General features: G+C 68.9%; 19 protein-coding genes. 9 read left to right on the top strand and 10 right to left on the bottom strand.

From position 1 onward, the window contains the following. Window positions 1-7: 7 nt before the first annotated feature. Entirely contained in the window at window positions 8-982 is a 975-nt protein-coding gene (locus DK254_RS19140; protein ID WP_109935040.1) for a tripartite tricarboxylate transporter substrate binding protein, read from the bottom strand. A 25-nt stretch (window positions 983-1,007) separates the two neighbouring features. Beyond that, window positions 1,008-2,300, bottom strand: a complete 1,293-nt coding sequence (locus DK254_RS19145) for an OprD family porin (RefSeq protein ID WP_109935041.1) — start codon at window positions 2,298-2,300, stop codon at window positions 1,008-1,010. A 184-nt stretch (window positions 2,301-2,484) separates the two neighbouring features. On the opposite strand from DK254_RS19145, the gene DK254_RS19150 reads away from it, so the two are divergent. Then, complete coding sequence (locus DK254_RS19150; RefSeq protein WP_089391454.1) at window positions 2,485-3,156, top strand: response regulator; 672 nt, start codon at window positions 2,485-2,487, stop codon at window positions 3,154-3,156. Further along, window positions 3,149-4,564 carry a sensor histidine kinase gene (locus DK254_RS19155; protein WP_371921164.1) on the top strand — a complete coding sequence of 472 codons (1,416 nt, stop codon included), beginning with the start codon at window positions 3,149-3,151 and terminating at the stop codon, window positions 4,562-4,564. The genes DK254_RS19150 and DK254_RS19155 overlap by 8 nt, the downstream gene beginning before the upstream one ends. 341 nt (window positions 4,565-4,905) lie before the next feature. Here DK254_RS19155 and DK254_RS19160 read toward each other — a convergent pair whose 3' ends face one another. Both DK254_RS19160 and DK254_RS19165 read right to left on the bottom strand, forming a co-directional pair. Further along, on the bottom strand, window positions 4,906-5,742 hold the full coding sequence (locus tag DK254_RS19160) for an HDOD domain-containing protein (protein WP_109935042.1): 837 nt from the start codon (window positions 5,740-5,742) through the stop codon (window positions 4,906-4,908). A gap of 48 nt (window positions 5,743-5,790) precedes the next feature. Then, on the bottom strand, window positions 5,791-6,735 hold the full coding sequence (locus DK254_RS19165; RefSeq protein WP_109935043.1) for a folate-binding protein YgfZ: 945 nt from the start codon (window positions 6,733-6,735) through the stop codon (window positions 5,791-5,793). Window positions 6,736-6,898: 163 nt separating this feature from the next. Here DK254_RS19165 and DK254_RS19170 point away from each other — a divergent pair, with 163 nt between their 5' ends. Next, the gene (locus tag DK254_RS19170) at window positions 6,899-7,153 is read left to right on the top strand and encodes a succinate dehydrogenase assembly factor 2 (RefSeq protein ID WP_089391457.1); all 255 of its coding nucleotides are present in this window, start codon (window positions 6,899-6,901) and stop codon (window positions 7,151-7,153) included. Then, window positions 7,137-7,589 carry a protein YgfX gene (locus tag DK254_RS19175; protein ID WP_089391458.1) on the top strand — a complete coding sequence of 151 codons (453 nt, stop codon included), beginning with the start codon at window positions 7,137-7,139 and terminating at the stop codon, window positions 7,587-7,589. Before DK254_RS19170 ends, DK254_RS19175 begins: the two co-directional genes overlap by 17 nt. 2 nt (window positions 7,590-7,591) lie before the next feature. Here the strand turns inward: DK254_RS19175 and pdxA are convergent, their stop codons facing one another. The 5 genes from pdxA to nadB all read right to left on the bottom strand — a co-directional run bounded on the left by pdxA (window position 7,592) and on the right by nadB (window position 13,525). Then, window positions 7,592-8,593 carry a 4-hydroxythreonine-4-phosphate dehydrogenase PdxA gene (gene pdxA, locus DK254_RS19180; RefSeq protein ID WP_109935044.1) on the bottom strand — a complete coding sequence of 334 codons (1,002 nt, stop codon included), beginning with the start codon at window positions 8,591-8,593 and terminating at the stop codon, window positions 7,592-7,594. Between the two features lie 18 nt (window positions 8,594-8,611). Continuing rightward, complete coding sequence (locus tag DK254_RS19185) at window positions 8,612-9,859, bottom strand: four-carbon acid sugar kinase family protein (RefSeq protein ID WP_109935045.1); 1,248 nt, start codon at window positions 9,857-9,859, stop codon at window positions 8,612-8,614. Continuing rightward, entirely contained in the window at window positions 9,856-10,860 is a 1,005-nt protein-coding gene (locus tag DK254_RS19190; RefSeq protein WP_089391461.1) for a 2-keto-3-deoxygluconate permease, read from the bottom strand. The genes DK254_RS19185 and DK254_RS19190 overlap by 4 nt, the downstream gene beginning before the upstream one ends. A 210-nt stretch (window positions 10,861-11,070) precedes the next feature. Beyond that, window positions 11,071-11,847: a DeoR/GlpR family DNA-binding transcription regulator gene (locus DK254_RS19195; RefSeq protein WP_109935046.1), complete on the bottom strand. Its 777-nt coding sequence runs from the start codon at window positions 11,845-11,847 to the stop codon at window positions 11,071-11,073. A gap of 73 nt (window positions 11,848-11,920) precedes the next feature. After that, a complete protein-coding gene (gene nadB, locus DK254_RS19200) occupies window positions 11,921-13,525 on the bottom strand; it encodes an L-aspartate oxidase (RefSeq protein ID WP_089391463.1) in 1,605 nt (534 codons plus the stop codon). A 394-nt stretch (window positions 13,526-13,919) separates the two neighbouring features. Here nadB and rpoE point away from each other — a divergent pair, with 394 nt between their 5' ends. Genes rpoE through DK254_RS19225 form a run of 5 tightly spaced genes read left to right on the top strand, consistent with a single transcriptional unit; the run spans window position 13,920 to window position 18,002 of the window. Further along, window positions 13,920-14,507: an RNA polymerase sigma factor RpoE gene (gene rpoE / locus DK254_RS19205; RefSeq protein ID WP_009616435.1), complete on the top strand. Its 588-nt coding sequence runs from the start codon at window positions 13,920-13,922 to the stop codon at window positions 14,505-14,507. Between the two features lie 30 nt (window positions 14,508-14,537). Continuing rightward, on the top strand, window positions 14,538-15,125 hold the full coding sequence (locus tag DK254_RS19210; RefSeq protein WP_089391464.1) for a sigma-E factor negative regulatory protein: 588 nt from the start codon (window positions 14,538-14,540) through the stop codon (window positions 15,123-15,125). An 18-nt stretch (window positions 15,126-15,143) separates the two neighbouring features. After that, window positions 15,144-16,100 (top strand): MucB/RseB C-terminal domain-containing protein, encoded by a 957-nt coding sequence (locus DK254_RS19215; RefSeq protein ID WP_109935047.1) that lies wholly within the window; start codon window positions 15,144-15,146, stop codon window positions 16,098-16,100. Next, entirely contained in the window at window positions 16,097-16,552 is a 456-nt protein-coding gene (locus tag DK254_RS19220) for a SoxR reducing system RseC family protein (protein ID WP_109935048.1), read from the top strand. Before DK254_RS19215 ends, DK254_RS19220 begins: the two co-directional genes overlap by 4 nt. A 34-nt stretch (window positions 16,553-16,586) precedes the next feature. Continuing rightward, a complete protein-coding gene (locus DK254_RS19225) occupies window positions 16,587-18,002 on the top strand; it encodes a DegQ family serine endoprotease (protein ID WP_089391467.1) in 1,416 nt (471 codons plus the stop codon). 482 nt (window positions 18,003-18,484) lie between these two features. On the opposite strand, the gene DK254_RS19230 is transcribed toward DK254_RS19225, so the two are convergent. Beyond that, the gene (locus DK254_RS19230; protein ID WP_109935789.1) at window positions 18,485-20,974 is read right to left on the bottom strand and encodes a TonB-dependent receptor; all 2,490 of its coding nucleotides are present in this window, start codon (window positions 20,972-20,974) and stop codon (window positions 18,485-18,487) included. Window positions 20,975-21,161 lie beyond the last annotated feature (187 nt).

Genomic DNA, 21,161 nt, shown 5'->3' on the forward strand with positions numbered 1-21,161 from the left:
TCGCAGCTTACTGGATCAGGCCGAAGTCATGGGCCATCTGGCGGTAGCGGGCGACCTGCTGCTTGACGTAGCTGTCCAGCTCCGGCCCGGTCATGGCGAAGGGGAACAGCTCGCGCTGGTCGCGCAGCCTGGCGAAGTCCTCCGAGGCCAGCAGCTTGTCGAAGGAGGCCTTCCAGAACTGGTAGTCCTCGTCGCTGACCTTGGGCCCGACGTAGAAGCCGCGCACCACCGGCCAGACGATGTCGAAGCCCTGCTCCTTGGCGGTGGGGATGCCGGCCATGCCCTCGTCCTGCAGGCGCTCCTCGGAGAACACCGCGAGCAGGCGCATCTTGCCGGCGCGGATGTGCGGCATGGAGTCGGAGATGTCGGTGCTGCCCACCTGGATGTGCCCGCCGAGCAGCGCCGTGGCGATCTCGCCGCCGCCTTCCAGGGCGACGTAGCGCAGCCGCTTCGGGTCGATGCCGGCGGCCTTGGCGATCAGCGCGGTCTGCATCCAGTCCTGGCTGCCGACGGTGCCGCCGGAGCCGATCACCACCTTGCCCGGGTCGGCCTTGAGCGCGGCCACCAGGTCGGCGAGGTTCTTGTAGGGCGAATCGTTGCGCACGGCGATGGCGCCGTAGCTGGTGCCGATGGCCGCCAGCCACTTCACCGCGTTCTCGTCGTAGCGGCCGAACTTGCCCTGGGCCAGGTTCAGCAGCGAGCCGCTGGAGAAGGCGGTGATGCTGTTGCCGTCGGCCGGGCGCTGGGCCACCACGGCGTTGTAGGCCACCGCGCCGACGCCGCCGGGCATGTAGGTGACGCGCATCGGGCTGGACAGCAGCTTCTCGTCCAGCAGGGCGCTCTGCGCCAGCTTGCAGGTCAGGTCGAAGCCGCCGCCGGGGGCGGCCGGGGCGATGCATTCCGGGCGCTTGGGCTCGGCCTGGGCGGCGCCGGCGAGGAGCGCGGCGGCGAGGAGCAGGGGAAGGGTATGGAGCTTGGTCATCTTCGGGGCCTCTTCTTGTTGTTGTTTACCAGATCGCCAGGGAATAGGTGAGGTAGACGCGGGTTTCGTCGGCGTTGCGCGCGAAGTTGGAACGGTAGGTGGCGTTGCGCAGGCGCACGCCGAAGTCCTTCAGCGGGCCGCTCTGCACCACGTACTTGAGGTCGGTGTTGCGTTCCCACTCGCGGCCTTCGCCGGCGCGGCCGTTGATCTCGGCGTTGTCGCCCTTGAGGTAGCGGTTCATCAGGGTCAGGCCGGGCAGGCCGAACACGGCGAAATCGAAATCGTGGCGCAGCTGCCAGGAGCGTTCCTTGGCTTCGGCGAAGTCGCCGACCTGGACGAAGTTCACCAGGTAGGGGTTGCTGCCGTCGATGTAGGGGAAGGCGCTGTCGCCATCCATCTGCTGCCAGCCGACGCTGAACTTGTTGGCGCCGATGGCGTAGCCGAGCATGGCGTTGAAGGCGCGGTTGTCGATGCTGCCGCCGCGGGCGGCGCCGTCGTCGTCGCTGATCGCCAGGCGCCAGTCGCTGGTCAGCTTGCCGTCGCCTAGCTTGTGGCTGGTGAGCAGGCCGACGAAGTGCTGGCGGTACACCTCGTCCAGCTCGGCGTAGTGGTAGCGGCCGGTGAAGTGGTCGTCGAACTTGTAGTCGCCGCCGGCCAGGTCGTAGTGCTCGCCGGCCACGGTGCCGGTGAAGCGCTTGTTCTTGTTGTTCAGCGCCAGGTCCTGGGCGTCGGTGGAGTCGCGGTCGATGGCCTTCTCCAGGCGCCCGCCGGTGAAGGCCAGGCCGGGCAGGTCGCGGGACTCCAGCAGGCCGCCCTCGAAGATCTGCGGGAACAGGCGGCTGTCGTTGGGCTGCAGGGTGGGCAGGTCGGGGACCAGGCTGCCGAGCTTGAGTTCGGTCTGCGAGACCTTGAACTTGGCGGTCAGCCCGAGCTTGCTGTACTCGTCGGCGGCGCGGCCGTCGTCGTGGGTGGGCAGCAGGCCGCTGCCGGTGCGGTCGGGGCTGGAGTCGAGCTTCAGGCCGAGCATGCCCAGGGCGTCCAGGCCGACGCCGATGGTGCCGTCGGTGTAGCCGGACTGGAAGTCGAGGATGAAACCCTGCGCCCACTCCTCGCGCTTGGACTGGCCGGCGCCGTCGCGGAAGTCGCGGTTGAAGTAGATGTTCTGCGTCTGCAGCTTCAGGCTGCTGTCTTCGATGAAGCCGGCAGCGTCGGCTTCCCCGGCCAGGCCGCCGAGGGCCAGGGCCGCGCCGAAACCGGCGGGGAAGACACGGGAAAAGACGGGATTGGCCCCACGGGCCGGGTGCTGGACAGTCAGCATCGGTGGACTCCATTTCTTGTTCTTGTCTGGATGGCGCCACGCCGCCAACCGATTTGGGGACGATCTTCGTCGTCTGGGGGCCGATCCTAGCGCCGCTGCCTTTCACCAGGCTTTCAGCCGTTCACAGGTGATCACATGCGGTTACACTGCGCGTTCCAACCCCTGCCGAACGAGGAAGACCGCCGTGCGCATCCTTCTGGTCGAAGACCATCCGCAACTGGGCGACAGCGTGCAGCAGGCGCTCAAGGGCGCGGGCTGGACGGTCGACCTGCTGCGCGACGGGGTGGCTGCCGACCTGGCCCTGGCCAGCGAGGAGTACGCCTTGGCCATTCTCGACGTCGGCCTGCCGCGGCTGGACGGCTTCGAGGTGCTGGCGCGCCTGCGCGGCCGCGGCAAGACCCTGCCGGTGCTGATGCTGACCGCCCGCGGCGAGGTCAAGGACCGCGTCCATGGCCTGAACCTCGGCGCCGACGACTACCTGGCCAAGCCCTTCGAGCTGAGCGAGCTGGAGGCGCGGGTGAAGGCCCTGTTGCGGCGCAGCGTGCTCGGCGGCGAACAGCAGCAGCGCTGCGGCGAGCTGGTCTACGATCTGGGCGCGCGGCGTTTCAGCCTGGCCGGCGAGCCCTTGACCCTGACCTCCCGCGAGCAGGCCGTGCTGGAAGCGCTGATCGCCCGCCCAGGGCGGGTGCTGAGCAAGGAACAGCTGGCCGCCCAGGTGTTCGGCCTGGACCAGGACGCCAGCGCCGACGCCATCGAGATCTACGTGCACCGCCTGCGCAAGAAGCTGGAAGGCGGAGCGGTGCGCATCGTCACCTTCCGTGGCCTGGGCTATCTGCTCGAGGCGGTCGATGCCTGAGGCGCCACGGCGCCTGGCCCTGCCCGGTTCCGGCAGCCTGCGCTGGCGCCTGCTCTGGCGCCTGGGTGGGCTGCTGCTGGTGCTGTTGCTGCTGGGCAGCCTGACCACCTACCAGCGTGCCCGCCACGCCTCGGACATCGCCTACGACCGCACCCTGCTGGCCTCGGCGCGGGACATCGCCGACGGCCTCTACGACAGCGACGGCATGCTGCGCGCCAACGTGCCCTACGTGGCCCTGGACAGCTTCGCCTACGACAGCGCCGGGCGCATCTTCTACCAGGTGATCGACACCCGCGGGCAGTCCATCTCCGGCTACGAGAACCTGCCAGCGCCGCCCTCCGGCACCCCGCGCACCGACGACTACCCGGCGCTGGCGCGCTTCTACGACAGCGAATACCAGGGCCAGGGCGTGCGCGTGGTCAGCCTGCTGCAGCCGGTCAGCCAGCCGACGGTCAACGGCATGGCCGAGATCCGCGTGGCCGAGACCCTCGGCGCGCGCGAGCGCCTGGCCCGCGAGCTGCTCGCCGACACCCTGCTGAACCTGGCGTTGTCGGCGCTGGCCGCGCTGGTCATGGTCTGGTACGCGGTGAGTGCCGGCCTGCGCCCCCTCGACCGCCTGCGCGCGGCCGTGGAGGAGCGCCAGGCGGACGACCTGCGGCCCTTGCCGCAGGTGGCGGTGCAGCGCGAACTGCGCCCGCTGGTGGCGGCGCTGAACCATTTCACCGTGCGCCTGCGTAGCCTGTTCGAGCGCCAGTCGCAGTTCATCGCCGAAGCCTCCCACGAATTGCGCACGCCGCTGGCGGCGCTCAAGGCGCGGCTGGAGCTGGGCCTGCGCGAGCAGGAGCCACGGCGCTGGCGCGAGACCCTGGAAGAGGCGGTGCAGTACACCGACCGCGTCACCGGGCTGGCCAACCAGTTGCTGTCGCTGGCGCGGGTGGAAAGCGGCGCGCGGGCCATCGCCGAGGGCGGTGGCGAGGCCATCGAGCTGGGGAGCCTGGCGCGGGAGCAGGGCATGGTGCTGGCGCCGCTGGCCCACGCGCGCGGCGTGGCCCTGGCCCTGGAGGCCGAGCGGCCGGTGTGGATCAAGGGCGACCCGACGCTGCTCCACGAACTGCTCGACAACCTGGTGGGCAACGCCCTGGCCCATGCCGCCGGCAACGTGGTGATCCGCGTCGGCCCGCCGGGCGTGCTGGAGGTCGAGGACGACGGCCCGGGCATCCCGGCGGAGGAGCGCGACAAGGTCTTCGGCCGCTTCTACCGCAAGCGCCAGGAGGGCACCGGGCTGGGCCTGGCGATCGTCGGCGAGATCTGCGCCGCGCACCGGGCGCGCATCGAACTGGCCCATGGCGAGTTGGGCGGGTTGCTGGTGCGGGTGAGTTTTCCCGCCGAAGAGCAGCAGGCCGTCTAGGCCCCATCGTTGGCTGGAACACCGGAATGGCGGATAACGCTGTAGGCGTTATGCGCCCTACGGGGAGGAATGCCATGCCTCATAGCAATCTGTAGGAGCGGGCCCTGCCCGCGATTTCGCGCGCAGGGCGCGCTCCTACAGGGGGATGGTGCGGTGGGGTGGCGTAGGAGCGGATCTCATCCGCGAATCGCGCCGGAGAGCCCGGCTATCGCGGACAAAGTCCGCTCCTACAGGTCCAGGGAAGCACGGTCGTAGGAGCGGACTCCGTCTGCGATTTCGCGCGCAGGGCGCGCTCCTACAAGGGAAACGCCGTGCCGCGTGGGAAGGCCTCTGCCGGCCCGTTACTGCAACATCCCCATCGCCGCTTCCATGGCCGCCGACAGGTCCTCGTCCTCGTTGAGGTTGGCCTGGGGGTCGATGCCCAGCTTGGCGAAGGACGGGATGCTGCTCCAGTCCAGCTCGGTGAAGGGGTGCTGGCTGCCCAGGTAGCTCTGCAGGGTGGCGACCTGGACGATGTCCACGTAGTCGGCCTTGACGGAGTCGCGGGTGAAGTCCAGGTAGTGGCCGGGCACTTCGGCGATGGGCGCGGGGAATTCCCAGGCCTTGAGGATGCGGTCGCCGATGACCGGGTGGATGCGCTCGATCACATGGTTGAGGCTGATGGAGTCGGCCAGCAACTCGCCATTCTCCTCGGCGTAGGTGAGGATCGGCAGCACGCCGATCTGGTGCACCAGGCCGGCAAGGGTCGCCTGGTCGGGCATCAGCCGGGTGTAGTGGCGGCACAGCGCGTGGCAGATGCCGGCGACCTCGACGCTCTTGTTCCACACCTCGCGCATCTTGCGGTCGACCACGTCGGAGGTGGCCTGGAACATCTGCTCCATGGCCAGGCCCGTGGCCAGGTTGCTGGTGTAGTTGATGCCCAGGCGGCCGATGGCCATCTGCAGGTCGGTGATTTCCTTGTTGGTGCGCAGCAGCGGGCTGTTCACCACCTTGATGATGCGCGCGGTGAGCGCGGCGTCGTTGCCGATCACCCGGGCCAGGTCATGGATGCTGACGTCCGGGTCCTCCGCCGCCTCGCGGACCCGCAGCGCCACCTCGGGCAGGGTGGGCAGCACCAGTTCGTCGTTGTCGATGGCCCGCAGCAGTTCCTGTTGTACTTTTTCGGCAAGCTTGCTCATGGCGTTTCCTTGAGGGACGCCGGGCTCCCCACCCGGCAGGCGATTCGGTCAGCGCTGGATCTCGCGGTCGCTGTCCAGCACGTAGGGCAGCGTCAGCAGGCGCAGGGTCGGGCCGTCCTCGGCCTGGCCAAGGCGCACGCGGCCGTCGGCCACGGCGTCGTCCTGCAGCACCGCCAGCAGCTCGATGCCTTCGGCGGCACGGGCGGCCAGTACCACTTCGCCGACACTGCTGCCGTGCACCGGCGAGAACAGCTCGGCGCCCGGCTCGGGCAGCTCGGCGGCGTCCAGCGCCAGGCGGTGCAGGCGGCGCTTGAGGCGGCCGAGGTACTGCATGCGCGCGACGATTTCCTGGCCGGTGTAGCAGCCTTTCCTGAAGCTCACGCCGCCGACCGCCTGCAGGTTGATCATCTGCGGGATGAACAGCTCGCGGGTGGCGCCGAAGACCTGGCCGACGCCGGCGCGCACCTGGCCCAGCAGCCAGTCGTTGAGGCTGCCTTCGCCCAGGCCGGCGTCCAGTGCCTCGCGCACTTCGCCGGTGCGCGGGGCCGGTACCCAGAGTTCGGCGCGGCCATGGCCAAGGCTGATCGCCAGTAGGTCGCCGTTGCGCGCTACGCGGTCGGCCTCGGCGGGCAGGTCCAGGCCGAGGCCGGCGAGCACGGCTTCGCCGCCGCTAAGGCCGAAGCGGACCCAGTCGGCGCTGGCGTCGCCCAGGCTGGCCTTGGAGAACACGGCGTATTTCTTCAGCTCCGCCAGTTGCCCTTCCAGCAGCTCGGCGGCCAGCGCCAGCAGGTAGCCGTCGCCCTCGGCGACGATGCGGAAGCTGGAAGTCATGCGCCCCTTGGGCGTGCAGCGGCCGCCCAGGCTCGAGGTGCTGGCGTCGAGGTAGTTGAGGTTGCAGGTCAGCTGGCCCTGCAGGAACTTGGCGGCGTCCACGCCACGGACGGCGAGGACTCCTTCGTGGGTCAGGGCGGTGTAGAACGCGGAATCGGCCATTGCGGGTCGCTGGAAGAAAGTTAGGCTTGTCATGATAGAGCCGGGGCCCGCGCTTGTCAGCGGGTGCCGCCGGGCGAGGGCATGCGTATAATGCCGCTCGCTTCACGGAATCCGGCAGGCGCCGCACCGTGGGGTTTCCGATGTAGCGCCGAGGACCCGCAGAATGACCGACGAAATCGAACTGAAACGACTCTTCTGGCACAGCCGCCGCGGCATGCTGGAGCTGGACGTGCTGCTGGTGCCTTTCGTGCAGGAGGTCTACCCGGGCCTGGACGCCGAGAACCAGGCGCGTTTCCGCAAGCTGCTCGAGTGCGAGGACCAGGACATGTTCGGCTGGTTCATGCAGCGCGGCGAGCCGGAAGACGCCGACCTGCGCCACATCGTGCGCATGATCCTGGCCCGTGTCCAACCGGATTGAGGCCTTCGAATGCCGCTGGCGGCCGTCCCGACGGCTGCTGGCGGCCTACCTGGCGAGCCTGGCGCTCGCCGTGGCGGCGCTGAGCCTGGCCGCCCTTTCCGCCTTCTGGCAGGCCCTGGGCCTGCTGCTCTGCCTGGGCCACGCCCTGTGGGTGCTGCCGCGCCAGGTCCTGCTGCGTAGCCGCCATGCCTACCGCGCCCTGCGCCACGACGCCGACGGCTGGCAGTTGTGGAGCCCGGCCGGCGGCTGGCAGGCGGTGCAACTGCGCGCCGACAGCCTCGCGCTGCCGGCGCTGATCGTGCTGCGTTTCCACCTGCCGGGTAGCCGCCTGGGCCGCGGCCTGTGCCTGCCGCCCGACAGCCTGGCGGCGGAGGCCCACCGCCGCCTGCGCGTGCGGCTGCGCTTCAGCCGCGGCCGCTGGGCGCCGCCGCGCTAGCCTCAGCGCGGCCTGTTCGCCAGTTCCGCGCCCTGGCGCAGCGCCTCCAGCAGGCTGCGTTCGTCGGCGAGCCCCTTGCCGGCGATGTCGAAGGCGGTCCCGTGGTCCACCGAGGTGCGCACCACGTCCAGGCCGACCGTGACGTTCACCCCGGCTTCCAGCCCGAGCACCTTCACCGGGCCGTGCCCCTGGTCGTGGTACATGGCCACCACCAGGTCGAAGTCGCCGCGGCCGGCGCGGTAGAACAGGGTGTCGGCCGGCAACGGGCCGGTGACGTCCAGCCCCCGCGCCTGCAGCAGGCTGACGGCGGGAATGATCTTCTCTTCCTCCTCGCCGTAGCCGAACAGGCCGTTTTCCCCGGCGTGGGGGTTGATGCCGCAGACGCCAATGCGCGGCCGGGGGATGCCGGAGCGCACCAGCGTCTCGTGGCCGCGCTCGATGGTACGCTGCACCAGGCCGGGCTCGATGCGGCGTATGGCGTCGATGATGCCGATGTGGGTGGTGACGTGGATGACCCGCAGCTTGGGAGCCACCAGCATCATCGAGACCTCGTCGACATTCGTCAGGTGGGCGAGCAGCTCGGTGTGGCCGGGGAACTTGTGGCCGCCGGCATGCAGGGCTTCCTTGTTCAGCGGGGCGGTGCAGATGGCGTCGATCTTCCCGGCCTTGGCCAGGTCCACGGCGCGGGCGATGAACTGGTAGGCCGCATCCCCCGCCACGGGGGACAGCACGCCGAACGGCAGGTCGTCGGGAATGAGGCCGAGGTCGATGCAGTCGATCACGCCCGGCTCGAAGCGGGCGTCGTCGGCATCCTCGATGCGCCGTACCCGGGCCAGCCCGCCGAGCAGCCGGTCGGCCTTCTCCAGACGCTGCGCATCGCCGATCACCAGGGGGCGGCAGAATCGGTGAAGCCCGGCGCTGGCCAGGCTCTTGACGATGATCTCCGGTCCGACGCCGGCTGCGTCGCCCATGGTGATGCCGATTACGGGAAGATAGTTGTTCATGGGTGGGACACTCTGAATTCAGGAGGGGGACTGTTGCGCGTCGTGCAGGTGGCGCCACGCGCGATAGAGGGCTTCGGGGCTGCCGAAGGCGCCGGCCTTGGTGACGATGCCGGGGCGGTGGCCGCCCGCCGGGGCCAGGGGGTGGCTGAGGACGCTGCCGGCCTCGATCTCGCCGACCAGCTGCAGGCCGTCGATGCCGACCGCGCCGAGCATCGCCCGCGCCGTTTCGCCACCGGTGGCGACCAGGCCGCCGACGCGGTGGAAGTGCGGCTTCAGCAGGGCGGCGAGGTTGGCCGAGAGCAGGGCGCCTTCGGCGGGGTCGGGTTGTTCGTCGCGGCCGATGCGCAGCAGCAGGTCCAGGCCTTGTTCGAGCAGCGCGCCCACCTGCGCCTGCCACTCCGGCCAGGCGGGGTGGTCGCTGCCCTGGCGCAGCACCGCCGGTGGCAGGCTGAGCGGGAGGATGTCGCTGCGCCGTTGCAGCTCCTCGCATTGGCGGTCGGCGACGGTGGAAAGGCTGCCGGCCAGTACCACGGTCGCCAATTGCGAGGGGGCAGGCTCGGTCTTGCTCGGGACCACCGGAGTAGAGGAGGGCGGCGGCACTTCCCTTATCTGCCTTGCCAGGCCCCCGGAGCCGACCCAGAACGCCCGCAGCTCCGGCTGCGCGGTTTCCCGGGCCAGCAGGCGCAGGTCCTCGGGTGTCTCGGCGTCGAAGATCAGGGCCTGGACGCCGCGCTCCTGGGCCGACTGGATGAGCCGGGGCACTTGCCCGGCCGACTGGCGCAACTGCTCCAGGGCGCAGTGTTCCACGCGCAGCCCGGCGTCGCCGAGCATCCTGGCCATGTCGGCCGGCGCATCGGCATGCTCCAGGCGCCAAGTGTCGGTGCTTTCCAGCGGCGCGCCGTGCACCCGCACCTGGCCGTCGCGCACCGTGCGGCCCATTTCCGGAAAGGCCGGGGCGACCAGCGCCAGGCCCGCCAGGGGATGCAGCGCGGCGACTTCCGCGGCCCAGTTGCCGCGCAGGGTCGAGTCGATCTTCTTGTAGAGCCGCTGGCATGGCCTTGCCAGGGCATGGAAGGCCGCGACGCTGCGCTGCGCGGCCTGTGCCGCGTCCAGGCGGCGGCTGTCGGTATCCACGGCGATGACCTGGACCTGCGCCTGCGTCGGCCGGGCATCGAGCATCACCAGGGTCGGCCAGCCCAGGCTGGCGAACCCTACGGCGCAGTCCGCCGCGCCGGACAGGTCGTCGGCGATGATCAGCATGTTCATCGGGGCGACTCCGGCGCCATCGAGGCGCGCTGCCCGGCGCTTTCGGCCCGCTGCCTGACGCGCTTGGCGAGGGTCGAGACGAGAATGGGCGTGAGGATGGCGGTGACCACCACGCAGGAGGCGACGAGCATGGTGGCGCTGGCGGCGGCCGGGGCGTAGACCGGGTTGGCGGCGGCGACCAGGGCCGGCACCGCCGCGGCATTGCCCGCCGTGGTGGCCGCCGCGGCGCCGGCGACGCCGGTGCCACCGGTCAGGCGGTCGGCGAAGTACAGCGGGATGCCGGTCAGCACCACCACCGCCACGCCCATCAGAAGGCCGAGCACGCCGGCCTGCCAGACCTTGTGCAGGTCCAGGCTGGCGCCCAGGGCGAGGGCGAAGAAGGGGATCAGCACCGGTACCGCCTTGCCGAGGAATTCGCGCATCTCGCGGTCCAGGTTGCCAATGAGAATGCCCAGCAGCAGCGGCAGTATCGCCCCCAGCAAGGTCGGCCAGGGGAAGGCCGACAGCCCGGCGACGCCCAGGGTGAGCATGGTCAGGAAAGGGCCGGACTCCAGCGACATCACCGAGTAGGCGCCGACGTCCTCGGGGCGGCCGTACTGCCCCATCAGCGCCATGTACAGGCCGCCGTTGGTGTCGTTCATCGCCGCCACCACGGCCAATGTGGACAGGCCGGCGAAGAACCCGGCCGAGATGGGCTGTTCCCCCAGGAACTGGCCGAGCAGGATGCCCAGGAGCATCGCCGTGCCGACCTTGGTGGCGAAGAGCGCGCCGCCCTTCTTCAGCAGGTAGGGCGTGGTGCGCACGTTGATGCTCGCGCCCATGCAGACGTAGAACACCGCGAGTATGGGCAGCGCGCCGGTGAACAGGGCGTTGGTGAAGGAACCGAAGAATTTCGGCGTGTCCGGCGCGAAGGTGGCCACCAGCGAACCGAGCAGCAGCGGGACGATCATCATGCCGCCGGGGATGCGCTCGATCGTGCGCTTGATCGGGATCTGGATCATGGGCAGGTACCTGTTCGTTCTTGTTCGACTTGTTATGGGAGGGTTTGATCGAAACGCTCATGCATTTGATCGAATCGATCATCAAGATGCGATTTAAAGGACAAGAACTGCGCAAGTCAATCATGAGTTTGCGCATTTCGATCAAGGGAAGAGGGCTGGTGGACTGCGGGGGGCGAAGAGGGAGGGGCCCGCCTCGGCGGGCGGGCTGGTTCAGGCGCCGGTGACGGGGGCCAGTTCGACGGTGGCCGTGGCGAGCAGGCGGAAGGGTTCGAGCGTCCTGTCGTCCGGCGCCGAGGTGATCAGGCGCCATTCCCGCTCCAGCGGCGTCCAGTGCTGCTGGCGCGCGCGCCCCAGCTTCTCGGCGTCGGCCAGTATGTACACCTCGGCGGCCCGCTTGATCACGCATTCCTTGAGGTAGGCCTGCTGGGCGCTGGCTTCGCAGAGGCCCAGCTCGGCGACGACGCCGTCGGCGCCGAGGAAGGCGCGGTCGAAGCTCAGCCGGCTCAGCGACAGTTCCGCCAGCGGGCCGAAGGTGCTCATGCCAGTGCTGCGCAGGTCGCCGCCGATCAGGGTGATCCGCACCCCCGGCGCATTGGCCAGCGCGCTGACCGCCAGCAGGTTGTTGGTGATCACGTGCACGTCCTGCAGCGCGCGCAGGTGCGCCGCCAGCGCCGCGCAGGTGGTGCCGCTGTCGAGGAAGATGCTGTCGCCCTCGCGGATGTGCGCGGCCGCGGCCCGGGCGATCGCCATCTTTTCCTCGCGGTGGCTGGCGTTGCGCTGCTCCAGGGTCGCTTCCGGCTCGTGGGTGCCGATCAGCGCGGTGGCCCCGCCGTGGGTCCGCACCAACCGCCGCTGCCGGGCCAGCAGGCTGAGGTCGCGGCGCACGGTGGCTTCCGAAACGCCCAGGGCGGCGCCCAGTTCTTCCACGCTGGTGTCGCGGTGGCGAACGAGGTCGAGGATGGCGCGCTGGCGGTCGGTCGGTTTCATGGCGGTCTCGCGGGGTTGTCGGGGCTGCCGGCTGGCCGCTGCGAAGGCCGCCCGCGGTGGCGGGCGGGGCGCTCTAGCGGGGGCTGAGGAGGGTGTCGCGCGCCTCGGGAAGCAGCCCCGGGTAGTCCAGGGTGTAGTGCAGGCCGCGGCTTTCGTGGCGCTGCATGGCCGAGCGGATGATCAGGTCGGCGACCACGGCCAGGTTGCGCAGCTCGATCAGGTCGCGGCTGACCTTGTAGTTGCTGTAGAACTCGTCGATCTCGCTGAGCAGCATCTGCACCCGGTGCTGGGCGCGCTGCAGGCGCTTGTTGGTGCGCACGATGCCGACGTAGTCCCACATGAAGCGCCGCAGTTCGTCCCAGTTGTGCGCGATGATCACGTCCTCGTCCGAGTCGGTGACCTGGCTGGCATCCCAGCTCGGCAGCGCCGGGGTGGCCGGCGTGCTTTCCAGGCGCGCCTGGATGTCGGCGGCGGCGGAGCGGGCGTAGACGAAGCATTCCAGCAGCGAGTTGCTGGCCATGCGGTTGGCGCCGTGCAGGCCGGTGAAGCTGGTCTCGCCGATGGCGTAGAGGTGCGGCACGTCGGTGTGGCCGTGCTCGTCCACCAGCACGCCGCCGCAGGTGTAGTGGGCGGCCGGCACCACCGGGATGGGCTCGCGGGTGATGTCGATGCCGAAGGTCAGGCAGCGCTCGTACACCGTGGGGAAGTGTTCCTTGATGAACTCGGCCGGCTTGTGGCTGATGTCCAGGTACACGCAGTCCACGCCCAGGCGCTTCATCTCGTGGTCGATGGCGCGCGCGACTATGTCCCGCGGGGCCAGTTCGGCGCGCGGGTCGAAGCGCTTCATGAAGCGCTCGCCGCTGGGCAGGCGCAGGTAGGCGCCTTCGCCGCGCAGCGCCTCGGTGATGAGGAAGCTCTTGGCCTGCGGGTGGTACAGGCAGGTGGGGTGGAACTGGTTGAACTCCAGGTTGCCGACGCGGCAGCCGGCGCGCCAGGCCATGGCGATGCCGTCGCCGGAGTTGCCGTCCGGGTTGCTGGTATAGAGGTAGACCTTGCTGGCGCCGCCGCAGGCGAGCACGGTGAAGCGCGCCGAGAAGGTGTCCACCTCGCCGCTGTCGCGGTTCAGCACGTAGGCGCCGAGGCAGCGCTGGCCGGGCAGCCCGAGCTTGCGTTCGGTGATCAGGTCGACCGCCACCCGCTGCGCCAGCAGCTCGATGTTCGGGCGCTGCCGGGCCTGTTCCAGCAAGGTGTTGAAGATGGCGGCGCCGGTGGCGTCGGCGGCGTGGATGATGCGCCGGTGGCTGTGGCCGCCCTCGCGGGTGAGATGGAATTCGAAGCCGCTGTCCTCGCGGCCGGCCTCGTTGTCGCGGGTGAAGGGCACGCCCTGGTCGATCAGCCACTGGATGGCCTCGCGGCTGTGCTCGACGGTGAAGCGCACGGCGTCTTCGCGGCAGAGGCCGGCGCCGGCGTCCAGGGTGTCCTGCACGTGGGACTCGACGGTGTCGGTGTCGTCCAGCACCGCGGCGACGCCGCCCTGGGCCCAGAAGGTCGAGCCCTGGGACAGCTCCCCCTTGCTCAGCACGGCGATGCGCAGGTGCTGCGGCAGCGTCAGGGCCAGGCTGAGGCCTGCGGCCCCGCTGCCGATCACTAGGACGTCGTGATGAAAGTGCTCGCTCATGCCCGGATTCCGATTGGTGGCGGCCTAGTATATAGAAGGGGGGATCGGCACAATAGCGGCCCTGTGCCTGCCGCCGTATTTCTGGCGCAAGCCCCGGCGTTCATGCGCCAGGGGCGGCAGGCGGAACTATTTCAGTCTTTCCGGTTCTAACGGTGAATGTCCGAAGCCTTCTTCCAACGGAGTTCCCGAAGGGCGAGAAGGCAGTGGTTGTTCGCCGATTGCAGTGGATTTTCAAGGGCTTGGACAATGGGTCCGGCCGGGTCGCGGCAAAGCGACAAAAAAACTGTGCGGCGTACGCTTGGAGGGGAGAACTTTTGCAAGACATCCGAGTCTATCTTGGCAGAGCGATTCTGCAGGGTGCTCGCAGCTCCTCCGGGCTTGTTGAGGAGTATGCATGCTAACCCAGGAACAGGATCAGCAACTGGTTGAACGGGTACAGCGCGGAGACAAACGGGCTTTCGATCTGCTGGTGCTGAAGTACCAGCACAAGATTCTCGGGCTGATCGTGCGGTTCGTGCACGACGCCCAGGAAGCCCAGGACGTTGCGCAGGAAGCTTTCATCAAGGCCTATCGCGCCTTGGGCAACTTCCGCGGTGACAGTGCCTTCTATACCTGGCTGTACCGGATCGCCATCAATACCGCGAAGAACCACCTGGTGGCGCGCGGTCGGCGGCCTCCGGACAGCGATGTGACAGCCGAGGATGCGGAGTTCTTCGATGGCGACCACGCCCTGAAGGACATCGAATCGCCGGAACGGGCAATGTTGCGGGACGAGATCGAGGAAACGGTCCATCGCACCATCCAGCAACTGCCAGAGGACCTGCGCACGGCATTGACCCTGCGTGAATTCGAGGGATTGAGCTACGAGGATATCGCCACCGTGATGCAATGCCCGGTGGGTACGGTCCGCTCACGGATCTTCCGTGCGCGGGAAGCGATAGACAAAGCCTTGCAGCCGTTGCTGCATGATGAACAGCCCTGAATACGGCGGAACAGCCAAGAGAGGTACGCCATGAGTCGTGAAGCCCTGCAGGAGTCGCTGTCCGCACTGATGGATAACGAAGCGGACGAACTCGAACTGCGCCGGGTACTCGCAGCCTGCGGTGAAGATGCGGAAATGCGTGCCACCTGGTCGCGCTATCAACTGGCCCGGTCGGTGATGCACCGCGAGCCGGTACTGCCCAAGCTGGATATCGCCGCGGCGGTATCGGCGGCGCTGGCCGAGGAGGCCGCCCCGGCCCAGCCGCGGCGCAATCCGTGGCGCAACGTCGGGCGCGTGGCGGTCGCCGCTTCGGTGACACTGGCCGTCCTGGCGGGTGTTCGTCTATACCATCAAAATGATAGCGTTGCTCCGAGCCTGGCCCAGCAAGGCGCCACGCCGCAGATCACCCTGCCGCAGGTGCAGGGCCCGGCGGTACTGGCCGGCTACAACCAGGACGAGGATGCACCGCAGGTCATCACTGGTGGTTCGGGCAGCCCCACCACCTGGCATGAACAGCGTCTTCCGGGGTATCTCCGCCAGCATGCCCAGCAGTCGGCGGTGAACGGTACCGACAGCGCCCTGCCTTACGCGCGAGCCGCCAGCCTGGAAAGTCGCTGAAACCCGTTAAGGAGCGTCATGCGCGCCACTTTCCTGTTGTTTTTCCTGGGCGGTCTGCTGGCAATGCCGGTACAGGCCGCCGACGTCCAGGCGTGGGTCAAGCGGCTGACCGAGGGCCAGCAGCGACAAAGCTTCCAGGGCACCTTCGTCTACGAGCGCAACGGCATCTTCTCCACCCATGAAGTCTGGCGTCTGGTCGAGCCCGACGGCTCGGTGCGCGAGCATTGGCTGCAACTCGATGGCCCGCGCCAGGAAGTGGTCAAGCTCGATGGCGTGACCCAGTGCATCGCCGGCGGCATGGCCGGGCAACTGGGCGCCGGGCAATTGTGGCCGGTGCGCAAGCTGGCCTCGGGCGACCTCGGCTCCTGGTACGACATCCGCGTGGTCGGCCAGTCCCGCATCGCCGGGCGCGAGGCCACGGTGATCGGGCTGATCCCCCGCGACCAGTACCGCTACGGCTTCGAGCTGCACCTGGACCAGGAAACCGGCTTGCCGCTGAAGTCGCTGCTGCTCAACGAGAAGGGCCAGGCGCTGGAGCGCCTGCAGTTCACCCAGTTCAGCACCGCGGCGCCGGACGACGGTGGCCTGCAGCCCTCCGACGCCTGCCAGGCGGTCCCCGCCGGCAAGCCGGACGCCCCGGTGGCCAGCAGCTGGCGCTCGGAATGGGTGCCGCCGGGCTTCACCCTCAACAACACCTACGAGCGCCGCAGCCCGGTATCGGATGATCGGGTCGTCAGCATGGACTACGGCGACGGCCTGGCGCGTTTCTCGATCTTCATCGAGCCGCTGCACGGCGCCAGGATCGACGACGCGCGCACCCAGCTGGGCCCGACCTCGGTGGTGTCCAAGCGCCTCAGTACCGAGGATGGCGGCATGATGGTCACCGTTGTCGGCGAGATCCCCACGGGGACCGCCGAACGCATCGCCATGTCGGTGCGGCCGCAGGCGCCCGCCCAGGGAGCCGCCGCGCAGTGATCGAAGAGCGGGGGCGGGTGATCGGCGTCGAAACCGCAGCGGTGCGGGTCCAGACGCTGCGCCAGAGCACCTGCTCGGCCTGTAGCGCCAAAGCCGGATGCGGCCAGGGGTTGCTGCAGCAATTGGGCTCCACCACGGGGCGCGGCGAAGTCCGCGCCCTTTCTGATTTCCCGCTCGGGGTAGGTGACGAGGTGGTGCTCGGCGTGCGCGAGGACCTCTTGTTGAAATGCGCCCTGATGTTCTATCTATTCCCCCTGCTCGGCCTGTTCGCCGCTACGCTGCTGGCGTGGTGCGCCGGCCTCGCCGAGCCCTGGTTGATCCTGGCCGGCCTCGCGGGTTTCCTGGCGACCTGGCTGTGGGTACGGCGCCACGCCCGGCGCCATTCGGATGACCCGGCGTTGCAGCCGGTTGTGTTGCGTACGCTGGTCACAGGGGCCGAGGGCCCCGCCTAAGTCCACTTCCCTTTGAATACGGGAGCAGTAGTCCATGCAAACCCTGAAACGCAGTATGGCCGCGATGGTCGCCCTGCTGGCCTTGAGCCTGTCGGTGGTCGCCCGCGCCGAATTGCCGGATTTCACCCCGCTGGTGGAGAAGGCTTCGCCGGCCGTAGTGAACATCAGTACCACCCAGAAAGTGCCGGACCAGGTCGCCAGCGGGCAGATGCCCGACCTGGAAGGCCTGCCGCCGATGTTCCGCGACTTCATCGAGCGCAGCATGCCGCGTGGCCAGCGCCCGCCGCGTGGGGCGCAGCGCGAGGCACAGTCCCTGGGTTCGGGGTTCATCATTTCCGATGATGGCTATGTGCTCACCAACAACCACGTGGTCGCCGACGCCGACGAGATCGTCGTGCGCCTGTCCGACCGCAGCGAGCACAAGGCCAAGCTGATCGGCGCCGACCCGCGCAGCGACGTGGCCCTGCTGAAGATCGACGCCAAGGGCCTGCCGACCCTCAAGCTGGGCGATTCGGACAAGCTGAAGGTGGGCGAGTGGGTGCTGGCCATCGGCTCGCCCTTCGGCTTCGACCATTCGGTGACCGCCGGTATCGTCAGCGCCAAGGGCCGCAGCCTGCCCAACGAGAACTACGTGCCCTTCATCCAGACCGACGTGGCCATCAACCCGGGCAACTCCGGCGGCCCGCTGCTGAACCTGCAGGGCGAGGTGGTTGGCATCAACTCGCAGATCTTCACCCGCTCCGGCGGCTTCATGGGCCTGTCCTTCGCCATCCCGATCGACGTCGCCATGAACGTGGCCGACCAGCTGAAGAAAGGCGGCAAGGTCAGCCGCGGCTGGCTGGGCGTGGTGATCCAGGAAGTCAGCAAGGACCTCGCCGAATCCCTCGGCCTGGACAAGCCGGCCGGCGCCCTGGTGGCCCAGCTGGTGCAGGACGGCCCGGCGGCCAAGGGCGGCCTGCAGGTCGGCGACGTGATCCTCAGCCTGAACGGCCAGACCATCAACGAGTCGGCCGACCTGCCGCACCTGGTCGGCGGCATGAAGCCGGGCGACAAGGCGGCCCTGGACGTATTCCGCGATGGCTCGCGCAAGACCCTGAACATGACCATCGGCAACCTGCCGGACGAGGACGAGGAAGTCGCCGCCGTCGAAGGGCAGGGCGCCGAGCGCAGCAGCAACCGCATGGGCGTGACCGTCGCCGACCTCACCGCCGAGCAGCGCAAGTCGCTGGACATCAAGGGCGGCGTGGTGATCAAGGACGTCCAGGACGGTCCGGCGGCGATGATCGGCCTGCGTCCGGGCGACGTCATCACCCACCTGAACAACCGCACGGTGGAATCCGCCAAGGCCTTCTCCGAGATCGCCAAGGCGCTGCCCAAGGGCAAGTCGGTGTCCATGCGCGTTCTGCGCCAGGGCCGTGCCAGCTTCATCACCTTCAAGCTGGACGAATGACCGGCGGGTAGGGGTAGGCAAGGCGGATAACCGTTCGCGGTTATCCGCCGTCGGCCGTGCCGCGGGAGTGTCCGGCGTGGCCGGTGAATCCAATCGCGGACAAGGTCCTCCTACCCCAACCACCGCTGCCCCACCTGTAGGAGCGCGCCCTGCGCGCGATTCGCGGGCAGGGCCCGCTCCTACACCCGTGCTTGCCTGGAACCGTATGTCATTCCCGCGTAGGGCGAATAACCGTTCGCGGTTATCCGCCGTCGGCCGTGCCGCGGGAGTGTCCGGCGTGGTCGGTGAGTCCAATCGCGGACAAAGTCCGCTCCTACGCCCGTGCCTCCCTGTAAGCGTAGGAGCGGACTCTGTCCGCGATTCGGCGGATAGCGCCGGAGCAACATCCGAGCACCCGGAGCGCTACGCCGAGCCAACCTCCCACGAAAACGCCGTTTCCCCATCAGGAAGCGGCGTTCTTTCTTGGGTGCATTCAGCGCGGCTCAGAGGAACGCCCAGCGCACGCCCAGCCAGGCGGTGCGCGGCGCCCCCGGGGCGACGAAGGTTTCACCCACGGAGTTGCTGCGCCTGCCGTTGACCGTGCCGTTGCCGGCGGCGCCGTCAGTGCGCATCACGCCATTGGCGTCGAACGGGTTGGCGCCGAGCATGCCGGCGGTGGCGTACTCGCGGTCGAACAGGTTGTCGACCTGGGCGAAGATGCGCCATGCCGGGGTGAGCTGGTAGGCGCCGTTGAGGTTGAACAGGGTGTAGCCGCCGATCTCGCCACCGCCCTGGTACAGGCCGCCGCTCTGATGGTCATTGTTCTCGTTGCCGCGTACGTAGGAGCCGGAGACGCTGATGGCGTCGGCGCCGATGCTCAGGCGCTCGGTCACCGCGTAGTCGGCCGACAGCTTGAGGATGTTGCGCGGCACCAGCGGAATGCGGTCGCCGGACTTCACGCTGATGTTGCCGTCGTCCGCGCTGCTGTTGGCCTCGCCCAGGAAGGTCTCGCCCGAGCGGTAGGTGGCGTCGACGAAGGTGTAGTTGGCGGCCAGCGCCCAGTCGCCCCAGCTCCCGGAGATACCGGTTTCGATGCCGCGCCGGCGGGTTTCGCCGAAGTTCGCGAAGTAGCCGCTGCCGCTGGTGCTGGAGGACACGAACATGATGTCGTTGCTGTTGCGCGCGCTGAACAGCCCGGCGTTCCATTGCACGTTGTCGCCGATCAGGCCGCGCAGGCCGGCTTCCCAGGTCCGCGTCACCACCTGTTCCAGCGGTGGATCGCCGGCCATGGAGTTGGGCAGGCGGCAGGGCGATTCCGGGTTGGCGCAGCCCAGCTCGATGGTGGTCGGGGCCCGGCTGCCTTCGCTGTAGCCGGCATAGGCGGTCAGGCTGCGGGTCGGGTGGAAGGTCAGGCCGACGGCCGGGTTGAAGCGGTTGAAGCTGTGCTTGCCGCTGAGCGAGGCGTTCTCGTCGACGCTGTCGCCCAGGGCGTCGCCGTCGAGTTCGTAGTGGGAGAGCTGGTCGTGGTTGCGCACCGAGATGGCGTTGTAGCGCCCGGACAGCGTGAGGTCGAGCGTCGGGGCCAGGCTCAGGGTGTCGCTGCCGTAGAGGCTCCAGGTGCGGGTGTTGCCCTTCAGGCGCGCGGCCCGGTCGTCCAGCTCGCCGTCCAGGTTGAAGGCGTTGCCGGCTTCGGCGTACACGCCCGTGCCGACGATGCCGCGGTCGGCGGTGAGCGCGCCGTACTCGGCCGACTGCCGGAAGCGTACCTGGCTGTAGTCGAAGCCGCCGCCCAGGGACAGCAGGTTGTCCTTGCCGAACAGCCGGTTGCGCAGCGAGAACTGCTCGAACAGGCCGATGTTGCTCTGCGTGGTGCGGGTGCGGTTGATCATCCCGGTGCATTTCTCGCCGGGTTCGCCGCCCGGCTCGAACTGCGCGACGCAGGCCGCCAGGTTCGCCGCGGTGGTGTAGCCGCCGGCCGCCGGCAGGATGTTCTGGCCGGGCTCGCCGATGCCCTCGGGCAGGGACTCGTCGTTGATGTCGCCGTTGAAGGTGTCGGTATCGATATGGCGGTAGTAGAGGTTGCCGGAGGCGCTCAGGTCGTCGCTGTAGTCGTGGTTCCACTGCAGGTTGAGGAAGCTGGCGGTGTTCTGCGTGTTGTCCGGGTAGGTGTACACGCTGTCGCGGTCGCGGCGCAGGAAGCTCTCGGGCACCATGCCGTTACCGTTGAGGTCGGTGTCGGCGAAGCTGTAGGTCAGCTTCAGGTCGGTGGCCTCGCCCTGCCAGCCGAGCTTGCCGAAGAGGTTCTGCGCGTCGGAGTCGGAATGCTCGCGCCAGCCGTCCTCCTCGAAGTGGGTGGCGGCGAAGAACCAGTCCCATTGCCCTTCGCTGCCGCCGTACTCGGCTTCGCCGATCTTGCGCCCGTAGGAGCCCAGGGTGGCCTGGACGGCGCCGCCGGGGTTGTCGCGGCCGTTCCTGGTCTGCACCGCGAGCGCGCCGCCCAGGGTGTTCAGGCCGAACAGCGGGTTGCTGCCGGGCATCAGCTGGGCGCTGGCGATGGCGTTGTCGGGGATCAGGTCCCAACTGACGACGTCGCCGAAGGGCTGGTTCATGCGCACGCCATCGAGGTACAGCGACAGCCCCTGGGGCGTGCCGAGCAGCGGCGAGGCGGTGAAGCCGCGGTAGTTGATGTCCGGCTGCAGCGGGTTGTTCTGGATCTCGTTGACGTAGACCCCGGCGCTCCGCCGCTTGAGGTAGTCGGCCAGGTCCAGCGCCTGGCTCTTCTGCAGGTCCGCGCCGGTGAAGGTCTGTACCGGCGCGGCGATCTGGTCGCGGGAAACGCCCTGGGAGGGCAGCGGCAGGCTGCTGATCACCTCGGTCTGCCCCAGCGACAGGGGCTCGGTGCCGTCTGCGGCCCGGGCGGGCAGGGCGAGGCCGGCGGCATGGGCCACGAGCAGGGCGAGGGCGCTCGGGCCGAAGGGGTGGCGTCTGGGCATGGCGGTGCTTCCTGGTTCTTGTTGGCGTTGTGGGGCGGCGCGGCCGAATCGCTCCGCCGCGCCTGGGCCAGGTGCGGAATCGCTCGGTGGGGAGGGTGGCCTTGGTCGGCGTGCGGCTGCACGAAGGACACTAGGGCCGTGGGCGGGGTGGGAAAATCCTACGTTGGAGGCGGACGGCTCGTACCAA

This window comes from Pseudomonas sp. RW407 (genome assembly GCF_003176655.1).
Classification (GTDB): Bacteria; Pseudomonadota; Gammaproteobacteria; order Pseudomonadales; family Pseudomonadaceae; genus Pseudomonas; species Pseudomonas delhiensis.